Annotated in this window: 11 protein-coding genes and 4 pseudogenes; 8 read left to right on the forward strand and 7 right to left on the reverse strand. The window is 71.5% G+C overall.

The window, feature by feature from the left end:
- Both ACIBBH_RS41165 and ACIBBH_RS41170 read left to right on the forward strand, forming a co-directional pair.
- Positions 1-2,460, forward strand: a 2,460-nt coding sequence (locus ACIBBH_RS41165; protein ID WP_399413932.1) for an Eco57I restriction-modification methylase domain-containing protein, incomplete at its 5' end; no start/stop codon positions are given.
- Between the two features lie 88 nt (positions 2,461-2,548).
- Positions 2,549-3,007: pseudogene (locus tag ACIBBH_RS41170) on the forward strand (universal stress protein); the annotation flags it as partial.
- Positions 3,008-3,142: 135 nt separating this feature from the next.
- Here the strand turns inward: ACIBBH_RS41170 and ACIBBH_RS41175 are convergent.
- The 4 genes and pseudogenes from ACIBBH_RS41175 to ACIBBH_RS41190 form a co-directional block, all read right to left on the reverse strand.
- A complete protein-coding gene (locus ACIBBH_RS41175; protein WP_399413934.1) occupies positions 3,143-3,793 on the reverse strand; it encodes a CBS domain-containing protein in 651 nt (216 codons plus the stop codon).
- A 41-nt stretch (positions 3,794-3,834) separates the two neighbouring features.
- Positions 3,835-4,299 (reverse strand): cyclic nucleotide-binding domain-containing protein, encoded by a 465-nt coding sequence (locus ACIBBH_RS41180; RefSeq protein ID WP_399413936.1) that lies wholly within the window; start codon positions 4,297-4,299, stop codon positions 3,835-3,837.
- 326 nt (positions 4,300-4,625) lie between these two features.
- Positions 4,626-5,821 (reverse strand): annotated as a pseudogene (locus tag ACIBBH_RS41185) (PEP/pyruvate-binding domain-containing protein); the annotation flags it as partial.
- 238 nt (positions 5,822-6,059) lie between these two features.
- Positions 6,060-6,185, reverse strand: a pseudogene (locus ACIBBH_RS41190) (zinc-dependent alcohol dehydrogenase); the annotation flags it as partial.
- 199 nt (positions 6,186-6,384) lie between these two features.
- On the opposite strand from ACIBBH_RS41190, the pseudogene ACIBBH_RS41195 reads away from it, so the two are divergent.
- A pseudogene (locus ACIBBH_RS41195) lies at positions 6,385-6,692 on the forward strand (glyceraldehyde 3-phosphate dehydrogenase NAD-binding domain-containing protein); the annotation flags it as partial.
- A gap of 31 nt (positions 6,693-6,723) precedes the next feature.
- Here the strand turns inward: ACIBBH_RS41195 and ACIBBH_RS41200 are convergent.
- Positions 6,724-7,122, reverse strand: a complete 399-nt coding sequence (locus ACIBBH_RS41200) for an STAS domain-containing protein (RefSeq protein WP_399413938.1) — start codon at positions 7,120-7,122, stop codon at positions 6,724-6,726.
- A 258-nt stretch (positions 7,123-7,380) separates the two neighbouring features.
- A complete protein-coding gene (locus tag ACIBBH_RS41205) occupies positions 7,381-7,803 on the reverse strand; it encodes a pyridoxamine 5'-phosphate oxidase family protein (protein ID WP_399413940.1) in 423 nt (140 codons plus the stop codon).
- A gap of 384 nt (positions 7,804-8,187) precedes the next feature.
- Between ACIBBH_RS41205 and ACIBBH_RS41210 the strand changes: the two genes are divergently transcribed.
- Both ACIBBH_RS41210 and ACIBBH_RS41215 read left to right on the forward strand, forming a co-directional pair.
- The gene (locus ACIBBH_RS41210) at positions 8,188-9,258 is read left to right on the forward strand and encodes a zinc-dependent alcohol dehydrogenase family protein (protein ID WP_399413942.1); all 1,071 of its coding nucleotides are present in this window, start codon (positions 8,188-8,190) and stop codon (positions 9,256-9,258) included.
- A 19-nt stretch (positions 9,259-9,277) separates the two neighbouring features.
- Positions 9,278-9,955: a helix-turn-helix domain-containing protein gene (locus ACIBBH_RS41215; RefSeq protein WP_399413944.1), complete on the forward strand. Its 678-nt coding sequence runs from the start codon at positions 9,278-9,280 to the stop codon at positions 9,953-9,955.
- A gap of 94 nt (positions 9,956-10,049) precedes the next feature.
- On the opposite strand, the gene ACIBBH_RS41220 is transcribed toward ACIBBH_RS41215, so the two are convergent.
- Positions 10,050-12,035, reverse strand: a complete 1,986-nt coding sequence (locus tag ACIBBH_RS41220) for an N-6 DNA methylase (protein WP_399413946.1) — start codon at positions 12,033-12,035, stop codon at positions 10,050-10,052.
- Between the two features lie 164 nt (positions 12,036-12,199).
- Here ACIBBH_RS41220 and ACIBBH_RS41225 point away from each other — a divergent pair, with 164 nt between their 5' ends.
- From ACIBBH_RS41225 to drmD, 3 genes are all read left to right on the forward strand, one after another.
- Positions 12,200-13,120, forward strand: coding sequence for a serine/threonine-protein kinase (locus ACIBBH_RS41225; RefSeq protein WP_399413948.1), 921 nt, complete (start codon positions 12,200-12,202; stop codon positions 13,118-13,120).
- A 179-nt stretch (positions 13,121-13,299) separates the two neighbouring features.
- Complete coding sequence (locus tag ACIBBH_RS41230; protein WP_399413950.1) at positions 13,300-14,562, forward strand: protein kinase; 1,263 nt, start codon at positions 13,300-13,302, stop codon at positions 14,560-14,562.
- A 139-nt stretch (positions 14,563-14,701) separates the two neighbouring features.
- Positions 14,702-17,944, forward strand: a complete 3,243-nt coding sequence (gene drmD, locus ACIBBH_RS41235) for a DISARM system SNF2-like helicase DrmD (protein WP_399413952.1) — start codon at positions 14,702-14,704, stop codon at positions 17,942-17,944.
- Positions 17,945-18,041 lie beyond the last annotated feature (97 nt).

The following is an 18,041-nucleotide window of genomic DNA, read 5'->3' on the forward strand; positions in this document are numbered from 1 at the left end:
CCGCTCCAGACGGCGGACACGGCCGAGTGGCGCCTGAAGTCGGCGGACCAGATCCTCGACCTGAAGGTCGCGGACATCGCGATGGGCTCGGCGGCCTTCCTGGTCGCAGCCTGCCGCTACCTGGGCGACCGCTTGATCGAGGCGTGGGAGTCGGAGGGCCGCACGGACGCGATGACCTACCGCGCGGGCCGGGCCGTGGACGCGGTGACCGCGGCGGACGCCGAGCAGGACCCGGTGGTCGTCGAGGCCCGACGCCAGATCATCGAGCACTGCCTGTACGGGGTTGACATCAACCCCATGGCCGTGGAGATGGCCAAGCTGTCGCTCTGGCTGGTCTCCATGGACCCGGAGCGGCCGTTCACGTTCCTCGACGACCGGCTGGTGGCGGGGGACTCGCTGCTGGGCGTGCACAGCATGGAGCAGATCCAGTCCGTGCACATGAAGCCGGGTACACAGGCCGACATCCTGGCCGAGCAGGCCCGGCAGTTGGTGGACCAGCTGACCCATGAACGCCTGGCGATCACCGCCATCAAGGGCGTCGACCTGCCGGCGCTTCAGCAGAAGCGCGAGCGGCTGGAGGAGGTCAACCGGCACTCGCGAAGGCTGCGGCTGGTGGGCGACCTGATCGCGGGCGCTGCGCTGGCCACCTGTGCTTCGGGGCGGATGCCTTGGTACGGAGAGGACCGGGGCGAGCGGATTCGGGACCTCTTCCCGCGGGCTGCGTGGACTGTGCAGCGGATCGTTGCGGACGGGGTCGAGAACGACTCGGACGCGGTGCGCGAGGCGCGGGCGACGGCGGAGGAGTGGCTGGGGGTGGAACTTCCGGAGGGGGCGTTGGAGCGGCGGCCCATGCACTGGCCACTCGTCTTCCCGGAGGTGTTCTCGCGGAGCGGGGGGTTCGACGCGATCGTGGGAAACCCTCCGTTCTTGGGAGGATCAAAGATCGGTGGCTCCTTCGGCGAGGCATACCGTGAGCATCTGGTTGATTTTGTCGCGGAGCGCAGGGGAAACGCGGATCTCGTTGCGTACTTCGTCCTGCGCGTTCACCAACTCCTGAACTCTCGCGGGGTTTCCGGCGTCATCGCCACCAACACCCTCGCGCAGGGTGATGCCCGAGAGGTGAGCCTGGACCAACTGGAGAGATTCGATGCGCGAGTGATGCGCGCCGTCAAGAGCGAGCGGTGGCCTTCCCGGTCGGCCGCACTCGAGTACTGCGCCGTATGGACCAGTATGCGTCCACTCCATCCTGGAGCACGTTACGTACTCAACGGGAAGCCCTCTTCCAAAGGCATTTCCACTTCCCTGAACGCGGAAACCCGGCTCAGCTCCTGGGCCGAGCGGCTGGTGGTCAACAAAGGCGTGTCGTTCAAGGGTTCATGCGTGTTCGGCATGGGCTTCACCCTGGATGAATCGGTGGCGGAGAGCTGGATCTCCGAGGATCCGCGATATGCGGACGTACTGTTCCCCTACCTCAATGGCAAGGAACTGAACAACGACCCCGCACATGCCACTCAGCGCTGGGTCATCACCTTCCGCGACTGGCCGGAAAGCGAGGCCAGGAAATATCCTCGCGCGTACGAGCAGGTCGTACGTGAAGTGAAGCCCGAACGCGCCTTGAACAATCGTGAGTCCCGCCGCAACCGCTGGTGGCTTTTCGCGGAGTGGGCACCCGGGTTGTACAAGGCTCTGGACGGTTTGCAGCAGTGCATCGCGATCACCAGGCACACGCACACCGTGATGCCCGCGCGTGTCTCCACTGCTCATGTGTTCTCCGATGCGTTGGCCGTGGTGGCGGACAGCAGCCCCGGCACCCTCGCTGTTCTGAGCAGTGGGCCCCACTACTGGTGGGCGATCGACCGCGGCTCGACCATGAAGGGCGATCTCCGCTACACGCCGACCGACGTATTCGAGACTCTTGTCCGTCCTCCGCTCACTGAACGCCTCAGTGCGGCCGGAACCCGCCTCGAAACCTACCGCCGGGACTTGATGCTCGCGCGCGGTACGGGCCTCACGGCCACCTACAACCTGGTCCACAACCCCGACTGCCAGGACGAGGACATCGCCGAACTGCGCAGCATCCATGAAGAGATCGACAAAGCCACCGTCGAGGCGTACGGCTGGCTCGATCTCCTGGACGGGTCCGGGCAGACCTCGTCCGCCGATCCGGCCCATGAGACCTTCCCGCTCGACCACGGCTTCCACGAGACCGACCAGGGCACCCGCTACACCATCGGCCTGCTTGCCCGGACCGAGATCATCGACCGCCTGCGGCAGTTGAACCACCAGGCGTACGCCGACGAAATCCACCTCGGTCTGCACAAGGACTCGGAGATGAAGGCGCGGGAGAAGCACCCCGACCTGCCGCCGCCCTCTCCGGCGGCCGTCCGCAAGCGCAGGGAACAGCTGGCCGCGCGCGGTGGGGCGGATTTCGGGGAGGGGGCCGAGGACGCGCTGTTCTGAGCCGCCGACGTGACTACGTCACCCACAGCGACGTGCTGACAACGCACCGGGATGAGCGGGCATCTCCCCTCAGCTGCGAAGTGCTGCCCGAGGAGCCGGAGTACGCGCTGCCGTGTCCGGGACCCGAGGGCGCATCCTCGTCGGTGTCGGAGACGCCCCGGAGGAGACCGCGGCCGTCCGCCTCGCCTACGAGGAGGCGCGGCGGCGCGGTGCGGCTCTGGAGGCCGTACGGGCCTGGCGGTGCCCCGCGCACGAGACGACCGACCATCCCCTGCCGGCCGGCGAACCCGCCCGCGCCCACGAGGAGAAGGCCGCCGAGACCCTGGAGGCTGCGCTGGCCGGCGCCCCGGAGGACCTGGAACTGCACCGGCACACGGTCGAGGGCCCGGTCGGCAGGGTGCTGGTGAGCGCCTCGCACGGCGCCGACCTCTGGTCGTCGGCGCCCGCCGCAACCCCGGGCGCCCTCGGACTCCAGCTCGGCCGCGTCGCCCACGCGGTGCTGCACCACGCCGCCTGCCCGGTCGCCGTGATCCCGCAGCCGGGGTGAGCGGGTGAAGAGGCCACCGGTCCGGGCCGACCGGCCCTCGGCGCGCTGAGAGAGCCTCCAGCGCCGCCAGGGTCATCCGGCCGGCGCCGGAAGCGGTCCTGCTGTTCCTCCGAAGACCACGACGAGCCGGGCCTTTCAGCCGCCGTGCCGGGTGAGGTCGAACTCGACGTCCACGACGCCCTCGACGGCCCGGATCAAACGTGCGGCCACCGGGACCAGCGAGGTGTCCGGGATGCTGCCGCGGAGCTGCACGACTCCTTCCCGTACCACTACGCGTGCGGCTGACCGCGGCTCCGGGAAGAGGTACGACACCACCTCCCTGCGGACCTCCTCCGCGATGTCCTCGTCATCCCGCAGGAACACCTTCAGCAGGTCGGCGCGGCTGACGATGCCCTGCAGCGTGCCCAGTTCGTCGACGACGGGGAGCCGCTTGACCTTGGCGCGAGCCATGGTCCGCGCGGCCTGGGAGAGCGTCGCGTCCGCGCGGACGGTGAGGGCGGGCGAGGTCATCAGCTCCCCGGCGGTCACCGCGCCGGCCTTCGCGAGATCGTCCAGGCGCCGCAGCTGGGTGTACCGGTCGGGGTCGGCGTCGCGGAACTCCTCCTTGGGCAGCAGGTCGGCCTCGGACACGACCCCGACGACCCGGCCCTCGCCCTCCAGGACGGGCAGGGCACTGACCTGCCAGTCCAGCATCATCCGCACGATGTCCTTGAAGGCGGCCTCGCGGCCGATGGCGGCGACGGTGTGGCTCATCACGTCGCTCACGATGTGCGGGCTGCCGGGCATGACGCCTCCTTGGTCATGGTCGCTTCGACTCCTGGGGGTGGTCACCGGAGGCTGCCGCTGCCGTAGGGGGCGTACAGATCCAGCAGGCGGGTGCGGGCCGAGCGCAGCCGGTGAGCGACGATGTCACCCACCCACTGGGCCACGGCCAGGCCGAGCGGGGGGTCGTCCTGGCAGGTCGAGCGGACCGTGGCGGCGTCGAACTCGTAGGCGCGCACCGGACTGGTCGCCTCCGCACCCAGGTGCCAGGTGTGCGGGGCGAAGAGCCAGGACCAGCCGATGAGCTCGTTGTGACCGAGGGTCTCGATGACGGCCGAGCGGCATCCGGGTACGTGCATGTCGAGGGCGACGCTGCCGGTGCGGATGATCCAGAACCGGTCGGCGCGGGCCCCCTCCTCGAAGATGCGGATGCCCTGCGGGAAGGAAACCTCCCGGGCGAGCTGCATCAGCCGGGTCCGGTGCTCGGCCGGAAGCGCCCGCAGCATGCTGGGCGTGGGGGGAACGTTCATGACGTGCCTCCTACAAGGAGTTCCGGCGTGACACCTCCAGCGTCTTCGGGAGGCCCGGTCCAGCCCATGGGCCACTGGGCCCTGTGGCCGGGGCCGCTCGGCACCGGGTCCGCGGCGGCGCCGCCCGGCTTGGGACCAACGGGCCCAGCGGGGGGCCTTGTGGCCGCTGACCATGATCGCCGTGCCGCACAAGGATCGTTGCCCGGATCGGCCGATCGGCAGCGATGCCGGCAAGGAGCGCACCCATGCCCCCTACCCGACGGAGCGGTTCAAGGCCCTCTGCCACGGCGGCACTTGGCCTGCCCGCCGCTTCAGCCCCCGTGATCGGCAGCGTCATCGGCACCGGCGTCTTCGTGGGCGAGCGCGTCAGCGGTGGCGGCGGTGCCGAAGCGGGGGAACATCAGCGGGCGGGCCCGTCCCCGCTCACTCGCGCCAGGCCCTCGTCCGGCGTGATGAGGCCCTCGTCGACCAGTTCGGCGGCGATGGCGAAGGCGGCTTCGGCGGTCCGCTTGCCGCCCCGGGGCTGCAGCATCCACAGCCGGCCGCGTTCGACGGTGAACTCGATGTCGCACAGGTCCCGGTAGTGGGTCTCCAACGCCCGCATGTGGTCGCGCAGCCGGGCGAACGCCCGCGGGTTCAGGCGCCTCAGTTCGTCCAGCGGGACGGTGTTGCGGATGCCGGCGACGACGTCCTCACCCTGCGCGTCGGGCAGGTAGCCGCCGTACAGGCCGGGCTGTCCGGTGGCCGGGTCGCGGGTGAAGGCGACGCCGCTGCCGGAGTCGGGGCCGAGGTTGCCGAAGACCATGGTCTGCACGCTGACCGCGGTGCCCGGGTCGTCGCAGATGTGCTCACGGCGGCGGTACAGGCGGGCGCGCTCGCCGTTGCGGGACTGGAACACCGCGAGGACCGCCTGCTGCAGCTGCTCGGCCGGGGACTGCGGGAAGTACTCTCCCGTCTCCTGGCGGATGACCTCCTTGTACGCCTCGACGAGCCTGAACAGGTCTGCCGCGCCCAGGCCGAGGTCGTCGGCCGCGCCCCGGACATCCTTCAGGCCGGCCATGAGGTTCTCGAACAGCGAGCCGTCGACGCCCATGACGGTACTGCCGAACATCTGCACAAGGCGGCGGTAGGAGTCCCAGGCGAAGCGTTCGTTCCCGGAGACCTTCGCCAGACCGAGGACGGATTCGTCGTTGAGGCCGATGCCGAGGATCGTCTCCGTCGTGCCGGGCATGGAGAACCGGGCCCCGGACCGGACCGACAGCAGCAGGGGGTCGTCGCGTTGCCCGAGCCGGCGTCCGGCGGCCTGCTCCAGCACGCTCAGGTGGCCGGAGATCTCGCGGGCCAGGCCCTCCGGCTCGGAGCCCGTGGTGAGGTAGCCGTGGCACGCCTCGGTGGTGACGGTGAAGCCGGGCGGCACCGGCAGGCCCATGCGGGTCATCTCGGCCAGGTCGGCGCCCTTGCCGCCGAGGAGGCCGGCCATGTCACGGCCGCCCTCCGTGAACGCGTACACGTAACGGACCATGGCGGTGCTCTTCCTTCCGGCATCCGGGGAGAGGGGGAAACGGGGCCGCGCGCCGCGCCGCACCCGGTCGGTGCGGGCGACGCGTCAGCCAGGCGGGCGGTCACATCTCGAAGACGACGCGTGCCTTGATCCGCCCGTCCAGGACGTCGCCGACGGACTCGTTGACGCTCGCGAGCGGCCGGGTCTCGTAGCCGACCTTGGTGTGTCCGGCGGCGTGGAGCTCGAAGACCTCGGTTTGGATGTCCGTGTGGCACAGCCCGGACGCCTCCAGACGGATGCGGACCTGGCCCGGGCCGGGTTCGGGGCCGGGCCGCTCTTCGATCACCAGCGGCTCGCCGAAGGACCGGACGACTGCTGCCTTCATCAGATGCTCCTCCCGGACTCTCGGTGCGGCGCGGTTCCAGCGTCCGACGAGCCCCGGACCGACGGCAGGTACCGGACGTCCCCGGCCATGGGGCCGCTCGGGCCCTGCCCGTGCGGAAGCCGGTCTCACGCAGCCCCGGCCGGGGAACCCGTGGGCCGAACGTCCCTCACCCGGCCCCGTACGGCCCGAGCCCGGTCCCGTGTCCGGTCAGCGGGCCGGCGCGGGGACGGCGGCGGGCACGCCGGCCGAGGTGGTGGCCGTCAACGACGTCACCTCGCCGGCGGCGCCGGCCCGGCTGCCGGCGTACGACTCCGCGTACGGCCGCCTGCACCGCAGCGTCGGACACGACGACAGCTCGCCCACGGTCGACGGCCGGCGCGTCGCCGTGACCGCCGAGCGCGACCCGGCCGCCCTGGCCCGGGGCGGCCTCGGGGCCGATGTCGTCATCGAGTGCACCGGCCGCTTCCGCACCGCGAGCAGGCCGGCCCGCACCTGAAGGGCGGCGCCGGTGTACTCGTCGACGGCCAGGAGAGGGCGATCATTCGCCCGGGGGGATATGGCCGGCGTCCCCCGGCCACACCGGCCCGGTCACCGCGTCGTCGGGCGTGGCGTACACCTTCAGCACCGTGTCCGTTCCGGTCAGGGCCAGGATCTGCCGCACTCGCGCCGGCACCTGCGTCAGGGCCAGCGAACCGCCCAGTTCCGCGGCCTGCCGGTGCAGCCTCAGCAGTGTGTTCAGACCGGAAGAGTCGAAGAAGTCCACCTGGGACAGATCCAGCACCAGCCGTCGCCCTGGGCGCAGCAGCGCTTGGGCATCGGCGTGGAGGGTCCGCAGGTTGAGGTAGTCCATGGGTCCGGCCGCCGCGGCGATGACGCAGTCGTCCGTGACACCGCGCAGAGTCAGCTCGAATCCGGCCACGACCGCATGCCCTCCCATCGGGACATCAGGACACGTTACCGGTCATCGTCCGGCAAGTCGCACAGGCATGCCGAGCACCGTCATCGTGGCGGCCTGCTCCGGGGAGGCGTCAGCGAGGTTCCGGAGCCATGCACTACGACGGGGCCGAGCAGCGTGTTGACCACGAGGTGGTGCTCAACGGCGTCGACGGCACGCTGGACGAGCCGCGCGGGGATCGTCGATGGCACGGGTCCGGGCCCTGCCGACTCGCGGCCGGCGCCTGCCGTGGGCTGTGGCTCAGTGCCTGGCGCGGGTGCCCGTGAGTTCGCGTCCGGTGACCATCTCGGACTCGATCCGTACGAAGACCCCGTTCCGCAAGGGCATCCAGGAGCGGAAGCCGGTCCGCGACAGCCGCTCGTGCTCGGCGGGGTCGGTCACCACGGTGGCACGGCCGGTGACCACCACGCTCCAGCCCGACTGGGTTGCCGCGGCGAACTCGTCCGCCTCGAAGGCGACCACGACGCCGTCGATGGCGCGCACGAGGTCGGAGCCGGCCGACGTGCACAGCAGTACGGAGGCGTCCTCGTCCAGCGAGAAGTTGACCGGCAGAACGGCGGGTAGCGCCCGCCGGGTGTACACCACGCGGCCGACCGGCACCTTGGCCAGAAGGCGCAGGGACTCCCGCCGGTCGAGGGTGCGAAAGGCGTCTTCGTCGAGCATCAGACCATTTTCGAGGGGTGCTCCCGGCGGAGGGTAGGGCCGATCGGCCCTCTTCGGCGCCCCGCACGCGCGGGGGTCGCGTGCGGGGCCCCGGGCGGCCGGGACGGCCGGATCCGCAGGCGGGGACGGTCTGCGCGGTGGCAGGGAGGCGCACGGCCGGCGGTGCGGGCGGGGACGCCCCGCCTGCCGGAGACGGACGGCCCCGCCGCCAGGGCGTTCCCGTCCGGCGGCGCGAGGGGGCCGACCGGCCCATGCGAAGCCGGGGACTGTCGGCCAAGCTGGATCTGTGGGCCGATCCCGGCATCACCCCGGCGCCCGGTCGTGCCTCCGGCACAGCGCCGACGGCAGACCGAGGGGGAGGAGGGGGAGGAGGGAACGATCACCATGAAGGGCTTCGTCTTCCACGGCCCCGGCAAGTCCGCTTGGGAGGAGGTCCCGGACCCTGACATCAAGGAAGCCACCGACGCGATCGTGCGCGTCGACACCACCACCATCTGCGGGACGGACCTGCACATCCTCAAGGGCGACGTCCCCGAGGTGCGCCCCGGCACGGTGCTGGGCCACGAGGCGGTCGGCGAGATCGTCGAGATCGGCCGCGACGTGCACACTGTGCAGCCGGGCGACCGCGTCCTGGTGTCCTGCATCACCGCCTGCGGCCGGTGCGGCTACTGCTGGGAGAAGTCGTACGGCCAGTGCCGCGGTGGCGGAGGCTGGATTCTCGGCCATCTGATCGACGGCACACAGGCCGAATACGTCCGCGTACCCTTCGCCGACCTGTCCGTCCATGCGCTGGCCGGCGCAGTGGACAGCAAGGACGCCGTGCTGCTCGCGGACATCTTCCCCACCGCCTACGAGGTGGGCGTGCTCAACGGACACGTACGGCCGGGGGACACCGTCGCCGTCGTCGGAGCCGGCCCGGTCGGGCTCGCCGCGATTACCACGGCCCAGCTGTTCGCCCCGGAGCGCATCATCGCCGTGGACCCGGCCGCGGCCCGGCTGGACGCCGCCAAACGGCTCGGTGCCGACGCCCTGGCCAATGCCGGTGAGGAGCCCGAGCAACTGGTCGCCGACCTCACCGAAGGCGTGGGCGCCAACGTGGTCATCGAGGCGGTCGGGGCTCCGGAGAGCTTCGAGCTGTGTACCCGCATGGTGCGGCCGGGCGGCCACGTGGCCAACATCGGCGTACACGGCAGGCCCGCGACACTGCACCTCGAAGATCTGTGGAGCAGGAACGTGACCATCACCACCGGCCTGGTCGACACCTATTCCACCCCCACCCTGCTGCGGATGGCGGCCGCCGGCCGGCTGCCCACCTCCTCGCTGATCACGCACACCTTCCCGCTGGACCACATGGAGGAGGCGTACGACATCTTCGGGCAGGCAGCCGACACCGGCGCGCTCAAGGTGGTACTCGGCGGACAGCAGCACGAGGTCGTCGCCGTCCGGGCGGCTTGACGAGAGGAAGTGACAGGCCATGGCCGCACAGGCATCGTCGAACCACCCGGTGGAGGGCCACCCCATGGGCGACCTCGGGCGCAGGCTCACCCTGCGGCGCGAGGAACTGGGTCTGTCCCGAGAGGAAACGGCAGAGCGGGCGGGCATGGCCTCCAGCTACCTGCAGTACCTCGAGGAGCGGTCGACCGCCGCCCCCGGCGCAGCGACCCTTCTCAGGCTGGCCGGTGCCCTCAAGACCACGGTGCGGGAGCTCACCGGCGGCGACGTCGATCTGCCGCCGGGACTGGGGCAGGCCGGCGGGCATCCGAAGTTCACCGAACTGAGCGCCCAGGAGTGCCGGGACCTGCTCTCGACGCACGGTGTGGGCAGACTCGCGGTGGCCACCGGCACGGGGCCGCTGATCGTCCCCGTGAACTACGGCGTCGTGGAGGGGGCGATCGTCTTCAGGACCGATCCTCACGCCACACCGGCGCAGGCATCCGGCTCCCAGGTGGCGTTCGAGGTGGACCGTATCGACGGAGCGTTCAGTCAGGGCTGGAGCGTTCTGGTGCGCGGAAGCGCCAGCGCCGTGACGGATGCCGACGACGTGCGACGGCTGGAGGAGCATGCGTACAGCACGCCCTGGGCCGGCGGACAACGCGACCTGTGGATCCGCATCGAACCCCTCACCATCACCGGGCGCCGCATCACCGTGTGACAGAAACCCGCTCCCTACGGCCGCGCGGCCGCGCCACCGGGACGCGGGTCCGGGGACAGGCCGTGTGCGGGGGAATCGGCCCGGCCGGGGGATGTCAGGTGGTCAGCCCGCCTGCCGCAAGCCGATCACTCGTGTCGCCCGCCAACCCCTTGCCCGAACTGTCAGCCGCGGCGAGCAGCGCTTCGAAGGCCCGGAGGCGACGGAACGTCCCGGCATACACGGTCTGCTTCTCCAGGGGAAGCTGGAGCACCTGGAGACGGCGGATGTCGACCCGTGACGAAGCGGAGGCGTGGGTGCCTGCCTGGCGTCCGTTGGCGGGGGCGCGCAGACAGCCGGCGAGGAAGTGGGCATCCAGCTTCTCCGCGTCGACCCGCAGGGCGTAGAGCTGGGGGCCCAGGGCGATCGGTGGTCCTTCGTGGACCCATGCCTTGAAGGCCCGAGCCGCTCCGGCGACCACGACGTCACCGTCCTCGGCGGTGGCGTGTGCCGAGTCGGTGGGGAGCAGCCCGCCGGGGGTGCCGTCGTGCAGGAGGTCGGCGATGGTGAGGAGCGGGACGGCGGCCCCGCGGGCCGGCGGGACCGTCTCCGACGGCTGCCGGCCGGCGCGCAGTGTCAGGGCGCCGGCTTTGACGAGTTCTCCCACCGTCGTTGTGGTCTGCGGAGTCCCGGTCTCGAAGCCGAGTACGGACAGACGCCGCGCATGATCGGCGAGATCGGTCAGCAACGACCCGAACTCGTCCCACTTGAGGGCAAGTTCCTTGTGGGAAGGTTCGGTCGTCGCTGCGGTGTAGCGGCCCGGAGTGACGTCCACCTCGTCGTCCAGAAGGTCGAGCAGGGGGACACGGACGGTGTCCTCCGGCGGCTCCTGGTCCGAGTGGCCGAGGGCCGCCATCGCGGTGAGGACGAAGGAACCGAGGCTGTCCCAGTCGGGGCTCGGCTCGCGCGTTCCCGGCCTTGCGAAACGTGTGGCGTCCACCAGGAGGGCGTCCTGGCTCGGGGGAGCGGCGGCAGGGTTGTCCGGCGCCGCGCGCAGGACCCACAACTGCAGTGACACGCTGTGCGGTTGTGCGCTGCCGGGAGGCAGGGACACGACGGCCCGGAGCGTTCCGGTGCGCAGCAGTGAACCGCGGATACGGCGGCCCGCCCTGCGTGACGCGACAGCCGGCGGAAGGACGACCACGGCGGTCCCGCCGGGCTTGAGGTGGGAGAGCAGGTGCTGCACCCAGGCCAGCTCGGGTTCGGTGCGCGGGGGCAGGCCGTGAGTCCAGCGCTGGTCGGTGGCGAGTTCCTCGTAGCCCCAGTCACGTTCGTTGAACGGCGGGTTGCACAGTGCGATGTCGGCTTTCGCTCCGGCGAAGGGGTCGTCCCGCAGCGAGTCGGCGGTGGCGATCCGCGTACGGATGTCGCGGTCCTGCGCGACGAACTCGAGCCGGCCGGACGCCAGCGCCGCCAGCGCCGGGTCCCTTTCGCACGCGAGCAGCTCCAGCCCCGGGCCGTCGTACTCCTGCGCGGCGGCAGCGGCCAGGTGTCCGGTACCGCACGCCGGATCGAGCAGGGTCAGTCCGCCCTCTGCCGGGCCGAGGCGGACGGCGAGGGCGATCCGGGCCATCAGCGTGGCGAGTTGGGGCGGCGTGGTGCTGAGCTGTCGGACGTGGGTTTCCAGCCACCGTTGCAGCAGGAACTCGAAGGTCTCGCGCGGTCCCTCCTCCCGTCCCACCTTCGCCGCCTCGGCCACCAGGTCACGGGCCTGCGCGGAGAGTTCGGCATGGACGATCCGTGCCCTGGAGGAGCGCATCCGGCGGGCCGCCTCGGCGACGGCCAGCCCCGACTCGTTCCTGCTGCCGAGTGCCTCGAAGCGCGGCCAGAGCAGTTCCCGGCCGCCGACGTCCTTGAGCTTGCCGTTGTCCCGCAGCCATTGCTCGACCTCTGCCAGCGAGAACTGCGGACTGACGTCGGTGCCTCCGATGCGGGTGGGGAAGGAGTCGTGGCGGCGCCGCCAGTTGCTCACGGCGGCTCGCCCGACGCCGGCGATCCGCGCGATCTCGGCCAGGCTGACGGGAACGGCGTCATGGGTACTCATCGATCAGTCTCCGAGGTACTTGGCGGCTGGGCTGGTCGGCATCCCAGTGGCCGTTCGTGCAGGGAAGGCTACTACCCTCATTGACTTTGTTCACAGAGTGCGCGTTCCACCGTGATGTGCAGGGAATGTGGAGGTCGGCGAATATGTGGAGTCCCGCGCCGGGAATGGTGCTCCGTGACCGCTATCGGCTGGAGTCCGTCCTGGGCCGAGGTGTGATGGGACAGGTGTGGCAGGGGCGTGACCTTCCTCTGGACCGGCCCGTCGCGGTGAAGACCGTCGCCACGGAACTGCTGGCCGTGGCGAGCAGCCGCGACGCGGCACTGACACGGTTCGGCAGGGAGACGCGGGCGGCCGCACGCCTGGACCACTCGAACGTCGCCACGGTCTTCGACGCGTCGATCACGGACGACACCTGCTGTCTGGTGATGGAACTGATCGACGGCACCACGCTCGAGTACCTCTTCGACCAGCAGGAGGACGGCCGGTTCGACGTCTGCTCGGCGGCCGCCGTAGCCGCCCAGCTGTGTGCGGGGCTGTCCGCGGTCCATGCCGCCGACCTGGTGCACCGTGACCTGAAGACGCAGAACATCATGGTCCGGCGCGACGGCATCGTGAAGATCCTGGACTTCGGCCTGGTCAAGCTGCTCAGTGACGCCGACCCGCGGCTGACGGCGACCGGCGAGGGCGTCGGCAACCTCTTCTGCGCCTCTCCCGAGCTGCTGGCCGGGCGGGACCGGCTCGACGGCCGCAGCGACCTGTATGCCGTGGGCTGCCTGTTGCACCACATGCTCACCGGGGAGACACCCTTTCCCACCGATCAGCCGGCGCTCCTGGCCTCCCACCATCTCGCCTCGCCCCCGCCCCTCGTCGCCGACGCGGGGGTACGCGTGCCCGGGGACCTCCAGGACCTGATCACCGCCCTGCTGGCCAAGCGGCCGGACGACCGCCCCTCCTCCGCGGCCGAGGTCTACGCGGCCCTCGCACCCCACCTGCCGGAGCCGGACTCCGGGCTGGCCGTCAGGCGGACTCCGCCCGAGGACCCGCGCCGTCCCTTCCTGGTCCCGCAGGGCCCGATGCCCCTGTGAGCCACGTCGCCGCGCCCCAGGTGCCGGCCCGACCGGTGTACGCCCCACCTTTCCGGTCACGTGCGGCACAGGAGTGTCGTGACCGGTGACAGAATGGCCCCGTCGGCCGGGCGCCGTGACGCCTCCGGCCGCCGGGAGGGGACGGGCGCGGCAGGAGCCGGGACTGGGGACGGGGCGCGATGCGGCGAAGCCTTGGGCGGTACGAGCTGACGCACGAACTGGGCCGGGGCGGCATGGGTGTCGTCTGGGCGGCCCGTGACCGCGACCACGACCGCGAGGTGGCGGTCAAGGTCCTCGCGACGCGCGGTCGCGGTGCCGAACTCAGCACGCTGGAGCGCCGGTTCCTGCGCGAGATCCGCCTGACCGGCCGCCTGCGGCACCCGGGTGTCCCCGCCGTCCACGACCACGGCAACCACGAGGGCGAGCTGTACCTGGTCATGGATCTCGTCCCGGGCCGCGCCCTGGACGCGGTCCTCAAGAACGACGGCCCGCTGGACGTCGAGCAGGCGGCGGACGTGGCCCGCCGCACGTCCGAGGTGCTGTCCTACGCCCACGGCCAGGGCGTTGTGCACCGTGACCTCAAACCGTCGAACCTGATGATCACGCCCGGCGGGGAGGTCAGGGTCCTGGACTTCGGGGTCGCCGCCGCTCTGGAGCCCCAGCCCGGCGAGACCCGTTTCACCGCCTCCAACGCCACTCCGGGCACGGTCGTCTACATGGCGCCCGAACAGGCTGTGGGCCGGACCGTGCCCGCGAGCGACCTCTACTCGCTGGGCTGCGTCCTGTACGAACTGCTCACCGGCGCGCCCCCCTTCACCGACGCCAGCCCCTTCATGCTGTACCACCGGCACGCCAACGACCCCGTCCCGCCGCTCGCCGACCGCCGCCCCGGCGTACCGGACGGCCTGCGGGCGCTGGTGGAGCGGCTGCTGGAGAAGAGGCCGGAGGACCGGCCCGCCTCCGCCGAGGAGGTGGCCGCCCTGCTCGCCGCCTGGGCGCCCCGGCCGGCTCCGGCCACCGCGGCCACGCCCGCTCACCCGCGGCTGGCCGAACTGGCCGCCCTGCGCAGGGCGGGACGTCCCGCCCGTGCTCTGGAGGAGTACCGGAAACTGATGGCCGTCCCCGGCCTCGACCGCGCGGACACGCTCGGCGCCCGGGCCGGAGCGGCCCTGTGCGCGGGCGCGCTCGGCCGCACCCGCCAGGCGCTGGACGAGCTTAAGTCGGTCCTCGCCGAACAGCGCAGCCTGCTCGGGCCGGGCCACCCCGCCGTGCTGGACACCCGCTACGAGATCGCCGTCCTGCTGGTCCGCACCGGGGAACGGCACGCTGCCGGGGAACTGCTGCGCCGCCTGGCCGACGAGGAGGAGACGGTCCTGCCCGCGTCCGACGCCGGGCACGGACGCAGCCGGAAGCTCCTGGAGCGGCTGCGCCGCATGGGCTGAGCCCCCTCCCCCACCCGATACTTTTGTAATCTCTGTTCACAGGCAATGCGTCGTGTTAGCCTGCGGTCACCTCGTTCCGGAGGGGAGACAGGACACTGTCTACGGACGACGGCAGCAGAACACCGAGGGGACAGCGCCCATGACGCCAGCAGCTCAGCGCGAGACGGAGCGGACGGGGGCGCAGGCGCTCCCCGAGGAGGGCAATCTGGTCGAGGTGCGCGGCCAGTCCTGGGTGGTCGCCCGCGTCGAGCCGTCCCCGGCCGCCCCCGACGGCGAGGAGAACAGGCGCTCCGCCACCCTGGTCCACCTCCAGTCCGTCGCCGACGGCCGATTCGGCGACACCCTCTCCGTCATCTGGGAGGTCGAGCCCGGCCGCCGCGTCCTGCCCGCCGGTTCCCTCCCCGACGCCTCCACCGGCTCCTACGACTCCCCGAACCGCCTCGCCGCGTTCCTCGACGCTGTCCGCTGGTCCGCTGTCGCCTCCGCCGACGCCAGGACCCTCCAGGCCCCGTTCCGCTCCGGCGTCGCCGTCGAGCCGTACCAGCTGGAGCCGGTCTCCCGCGCGGTCGGCGCGCCCCGCGTCAACCTCCTCCTCGCGGACGACGTCGGTCTCGGCAAGACCATCGAGGCCGGCCTCGTCGTGCAGGAACTGCTGCTGCGCGGCCGGGCCCGCCGCACCATGGTCGTCTGCCCGGCCGGCCTCACCCTCAAGTGGCGCGACGAGATGGCGGAGAAGTTCGGCCTGGAGTTCACCATCGTCGACTCCGAGCACTGCGCCCGCCTGCGCCGCACCCACGGCACCGCCGCCAACCCCTTCCGCGTCCACCCGCTGACCATCGTCTCCCTGCCCTGGCTGCGCGGCCAGAAGGCCCAGCGCCTCCTGGACGAAGTCATCGGCGCGCCCGAGGAGAGCGCCGACGGCGAGCACAAGCGCTTCTTCGACCTGCTCGTCCTCGACGAGGCGCACCACGTCGCGCCCGCCGCGCCCAAGCAGGTGTACGCGGTCGACTCCCAGCAGACCAAGCTGATCCGGCGCCTCGTCCCGCACTTCGAGCACCGGCTCTTCCTGTCCGCCACCCCGCACAACGGCTACCCCGAGTCGTACACGGCGCTCCTGGAGCTGATCGACGACCAGCGTTTCGCGCGCGGCGTGGACCCCGACAAGGAAGCGCTCAGGGACACGGTCGTACGACGTCTGAAGTCGACGGTCACCAACGCGGACGGCACGCCACGCTTCCGTACGCGCAAGACGCTCGAACTCCCCGTCGACTACACCCCGCAGGAACGCGAGATCCACCAACTGCTCGGCTCCTTCGCCGAGTTGCGACGCAGGAAGCTGACCCCGAAGGCCCGTGGCGGACGCCGCGCCGCCGACCTGGTGACCCTGCTGCTGAAGAAGCGGCTGTTCTCCTCACCGGCGGCCTTCCTCCACACCGTCCAGGTCTACCTCTCCCACCTGGAGGACACCGGCCCCGCGCGCGGCCGTACGGCCGCCGCCGACGTACCGGAGTGGCTGGAGGAGTTCGCGGACCTCGTCGCCGATCTCGACGACACCGGTCTGGTCGACGCCGAGGACGACGCGCTGACCCGCTCCACCTCGCTCACGCCGGCGGAGGACGGTCAGGAACTGGACCTGCTCCAGGAGATGGAGCGCTGGGCCCTCACCCACGAGGCGGCACCGGACTCCAAGGCGGAAGCGCTCATCCGTGCGCTCAAGGCCGTCTGCCGCCCCGACGGCAGGAAGTGGACCAACGAACGGGTCGTGGTCTTCACCGAGTACCGCGACACGCAGGAGTGGCTGTACGACCTCCTCCAGCAGGAGGAACTCACCGACGGCGGCCGGGTCGAGCGCCTGCACGGCGGACTGTCCGCCGAGGAGCGCGAGCGCATCCGGCTCGGCTTCCAGACCGAGCCGTCCCGCGAGGAGGGCAAGGTCCGCATCCTCCTGGCCACCGACGCCGCCGGCGAGGGCATCGACCTCCAGAACCACTGCCACCGCCTGATCAACTACGACATCCCCTTCAACCCCAACAAGCTCGAACAGCGCATCGGCCGTATCGACCGCTGGGGCCAGAAGCGGGACCCGGAGATCACCCACTTCATCGGCTCCGGCTGGCAGCAGGCGCAGGCCGGCTCGTACGAGGCCGACCTGGAGTTCCTCTCCCGGGTCGCCAAGAAGGTCGCGCGCATGGAGCACGACCTCGGCTCCGTCAACGCCGTCCTCGCCGACGCCGTACAGCGCCGGATGACCGGCGACACCGCGCCCGTCGACATCGAGAACGCGCGTCCCAAGCCGATCAAGGGCCGCCGCACGGGCGGCGAGGTCGCGCCGGAGCAGAACGTCACCGCGCAGACGAAGCGGCTCGCCGACCAGTACGACGAGACGGTGAACGCGCTCGGCCTGACGCCGGGCAACGTCAAGCGCGTCGTGGACACCGCGCTGGCCCTGGACAACCAGCCGCCGCTGCTGCCGTCCACACTCCGGGCGGAGGACTTCCAGCCGGGTGACCTCTTCGACGTGCAGCCCCTGTCCGGCAGCTGGGAGCGCGCCACCCGAGGCCTCGCCCACAAGCTCCGCGAGGGCGAGCAGCGGCCGCTCACCTTCTCCCCGACGGTGGCCGCCCAGGGCAGGGACGACGTGGTCCTGGCCCACCTCAAGCACCCGCTCGTGGCCCTCTCCACGCGCCTGCTGACCGCCGCCGTCTGGAACGCGGACCTGATCGACCTGAACCGCGTCACCGCCGTCGTGTCCGACGACCCGGCCGTGACGACGACCCTCGTCTCCGCGTACGCCCGGTACGTCCTCGTCGGCACCGACGGCACCCGCCTGCACGAGGAAGTGCTGTACGCGGGCGGCTGGTTCGGCGACACGGGCCGCTTCCGCCGCTGGGAGTCGGTGGGTGAGCAGGGCAGGGTCCTCTCCCAGGCCCTCTCGGCGGGCATCGAGGCGGCCCCGCACCTCCGCAGGGAACTCACCGAGGCCTGGCCGAAGCTCCGTGACCCGCTCTACCGCTCCCTGGAGGCCCGCGCCGGCGAACTCGGCCGCCAGCTGGAGAGCAGGCTCGCCGACCGCCGCGCGGAGGAGGAGCGCCGTATCACCGCGACCCTCGACCGCTTCGAGGCGACTCTGCGCGCCAAGCTCAAGGAGGAGGGCGACGGCGAAGGCGAGCAGCTCGCTCTCCTCTCCACCCACGAGCTGACCGGCCACGAGCGCCGCCAGTTCGAGGACGACCGCCGGCGCTGGCAGGAACGCCTGGAGGGCCTGCCCGCCGAACGCGAACGCGAACTCGCCGCCATCGCCGCCCGGTACCGCGAGCCCCGCTCCCACCTGTTCCCCGCTGCCGTCGTCTTCGTGATCCCCGCAAAGGAAGCCCGCCGATGAGCGCCCGCCGCCCCGTGAGCCGTGGAGTCGCCGCCGCCAGGGCCCAGGCCGCCGACGGCCGCCGGCAGCACCAGGAGTGGCTCGACCTCGCCGAGGT

Origin of the sequence: Streptomyces sp. NPDC051636 (assembly GCF_044453765.1) — a bacterium.
Classification (GTDB): Bacteria; Actinomycetota; Actinomycetes; order Streptomycetales; family Streptomycetaceae; genus Streptomyces.

Coding starts and splice junctions, on each gene's coding strand:
- ACIBBH_RS41180 (WP_399413936.1), bottom strand. CDS start 4,299: ATGAACGTTCCCCCCACGCCCAGCATGCTGCGGGCGCTTCCGGCCGAG.
- ACIBBH_RS41200 (WP_399413938.1), bottom strand. CDS start 7,122: ATGGGAGGGCATGCGGTCGTGGCCGGATTCGAGCTGACTCTGCGCGGT.
- ACIBBH_RS41225 (WP_399413948.1), top strand. CDS start 12,200: ATGGTGCTCCGTGACCGCTATCGGCTGGAGTCCGTCCTGGGCCGAGGT.
- ACIBBH_RS41220 (WP_399413946.1), bottom strand. CDS start 12,035: ATGAGTACCCATGACGCCGTTCCCGTCAGCCTGGCCGAGATCGCGCGG.
- ACIBBH_RS41175 (WP_399413934.1), bottom strand. CDS start 3,793: ATGCCCGGCAGCCCGCACATCGTGAGCGACGTGATGAGCCACACCGTC.
- ACIBBH_RS41230 (WP_399413950.1), top strand. CDS start 13,300: ATGCGGCGAAGCCTTGGGCGGTACGAGCTGACGCACGAACTGGGCCGG.
- ACIBBH_RS41210 (WP_399413942.1), top strand. CDS start 8,188: ATGAAGGGCTTCGTCTTCCACGGCCCCGGCAAGTCCGCTTGGGAGGAG.
- drmD (WP_399413952.1), top strand. CDS start 14,702: ATGACGCCAGCAGCTCAGCGCGAGACGGAGCGGACGGGGGCGCAGGCG.
- ACIBBH_RS41215 (WP_399413944.1), top strand. CDS start 9,278: ATGGCCGCACAGGCATCGTCGAACCACCCGGTGGAGGGCCACCCCATG.
- ACIBBH_RS41205 (WP_399413940.1), bottom strand. CDS start 7,803: ATGCTCGACGAAGACGCCTTTCGCACCCTCGACCGGCGGGAGTCCCTG.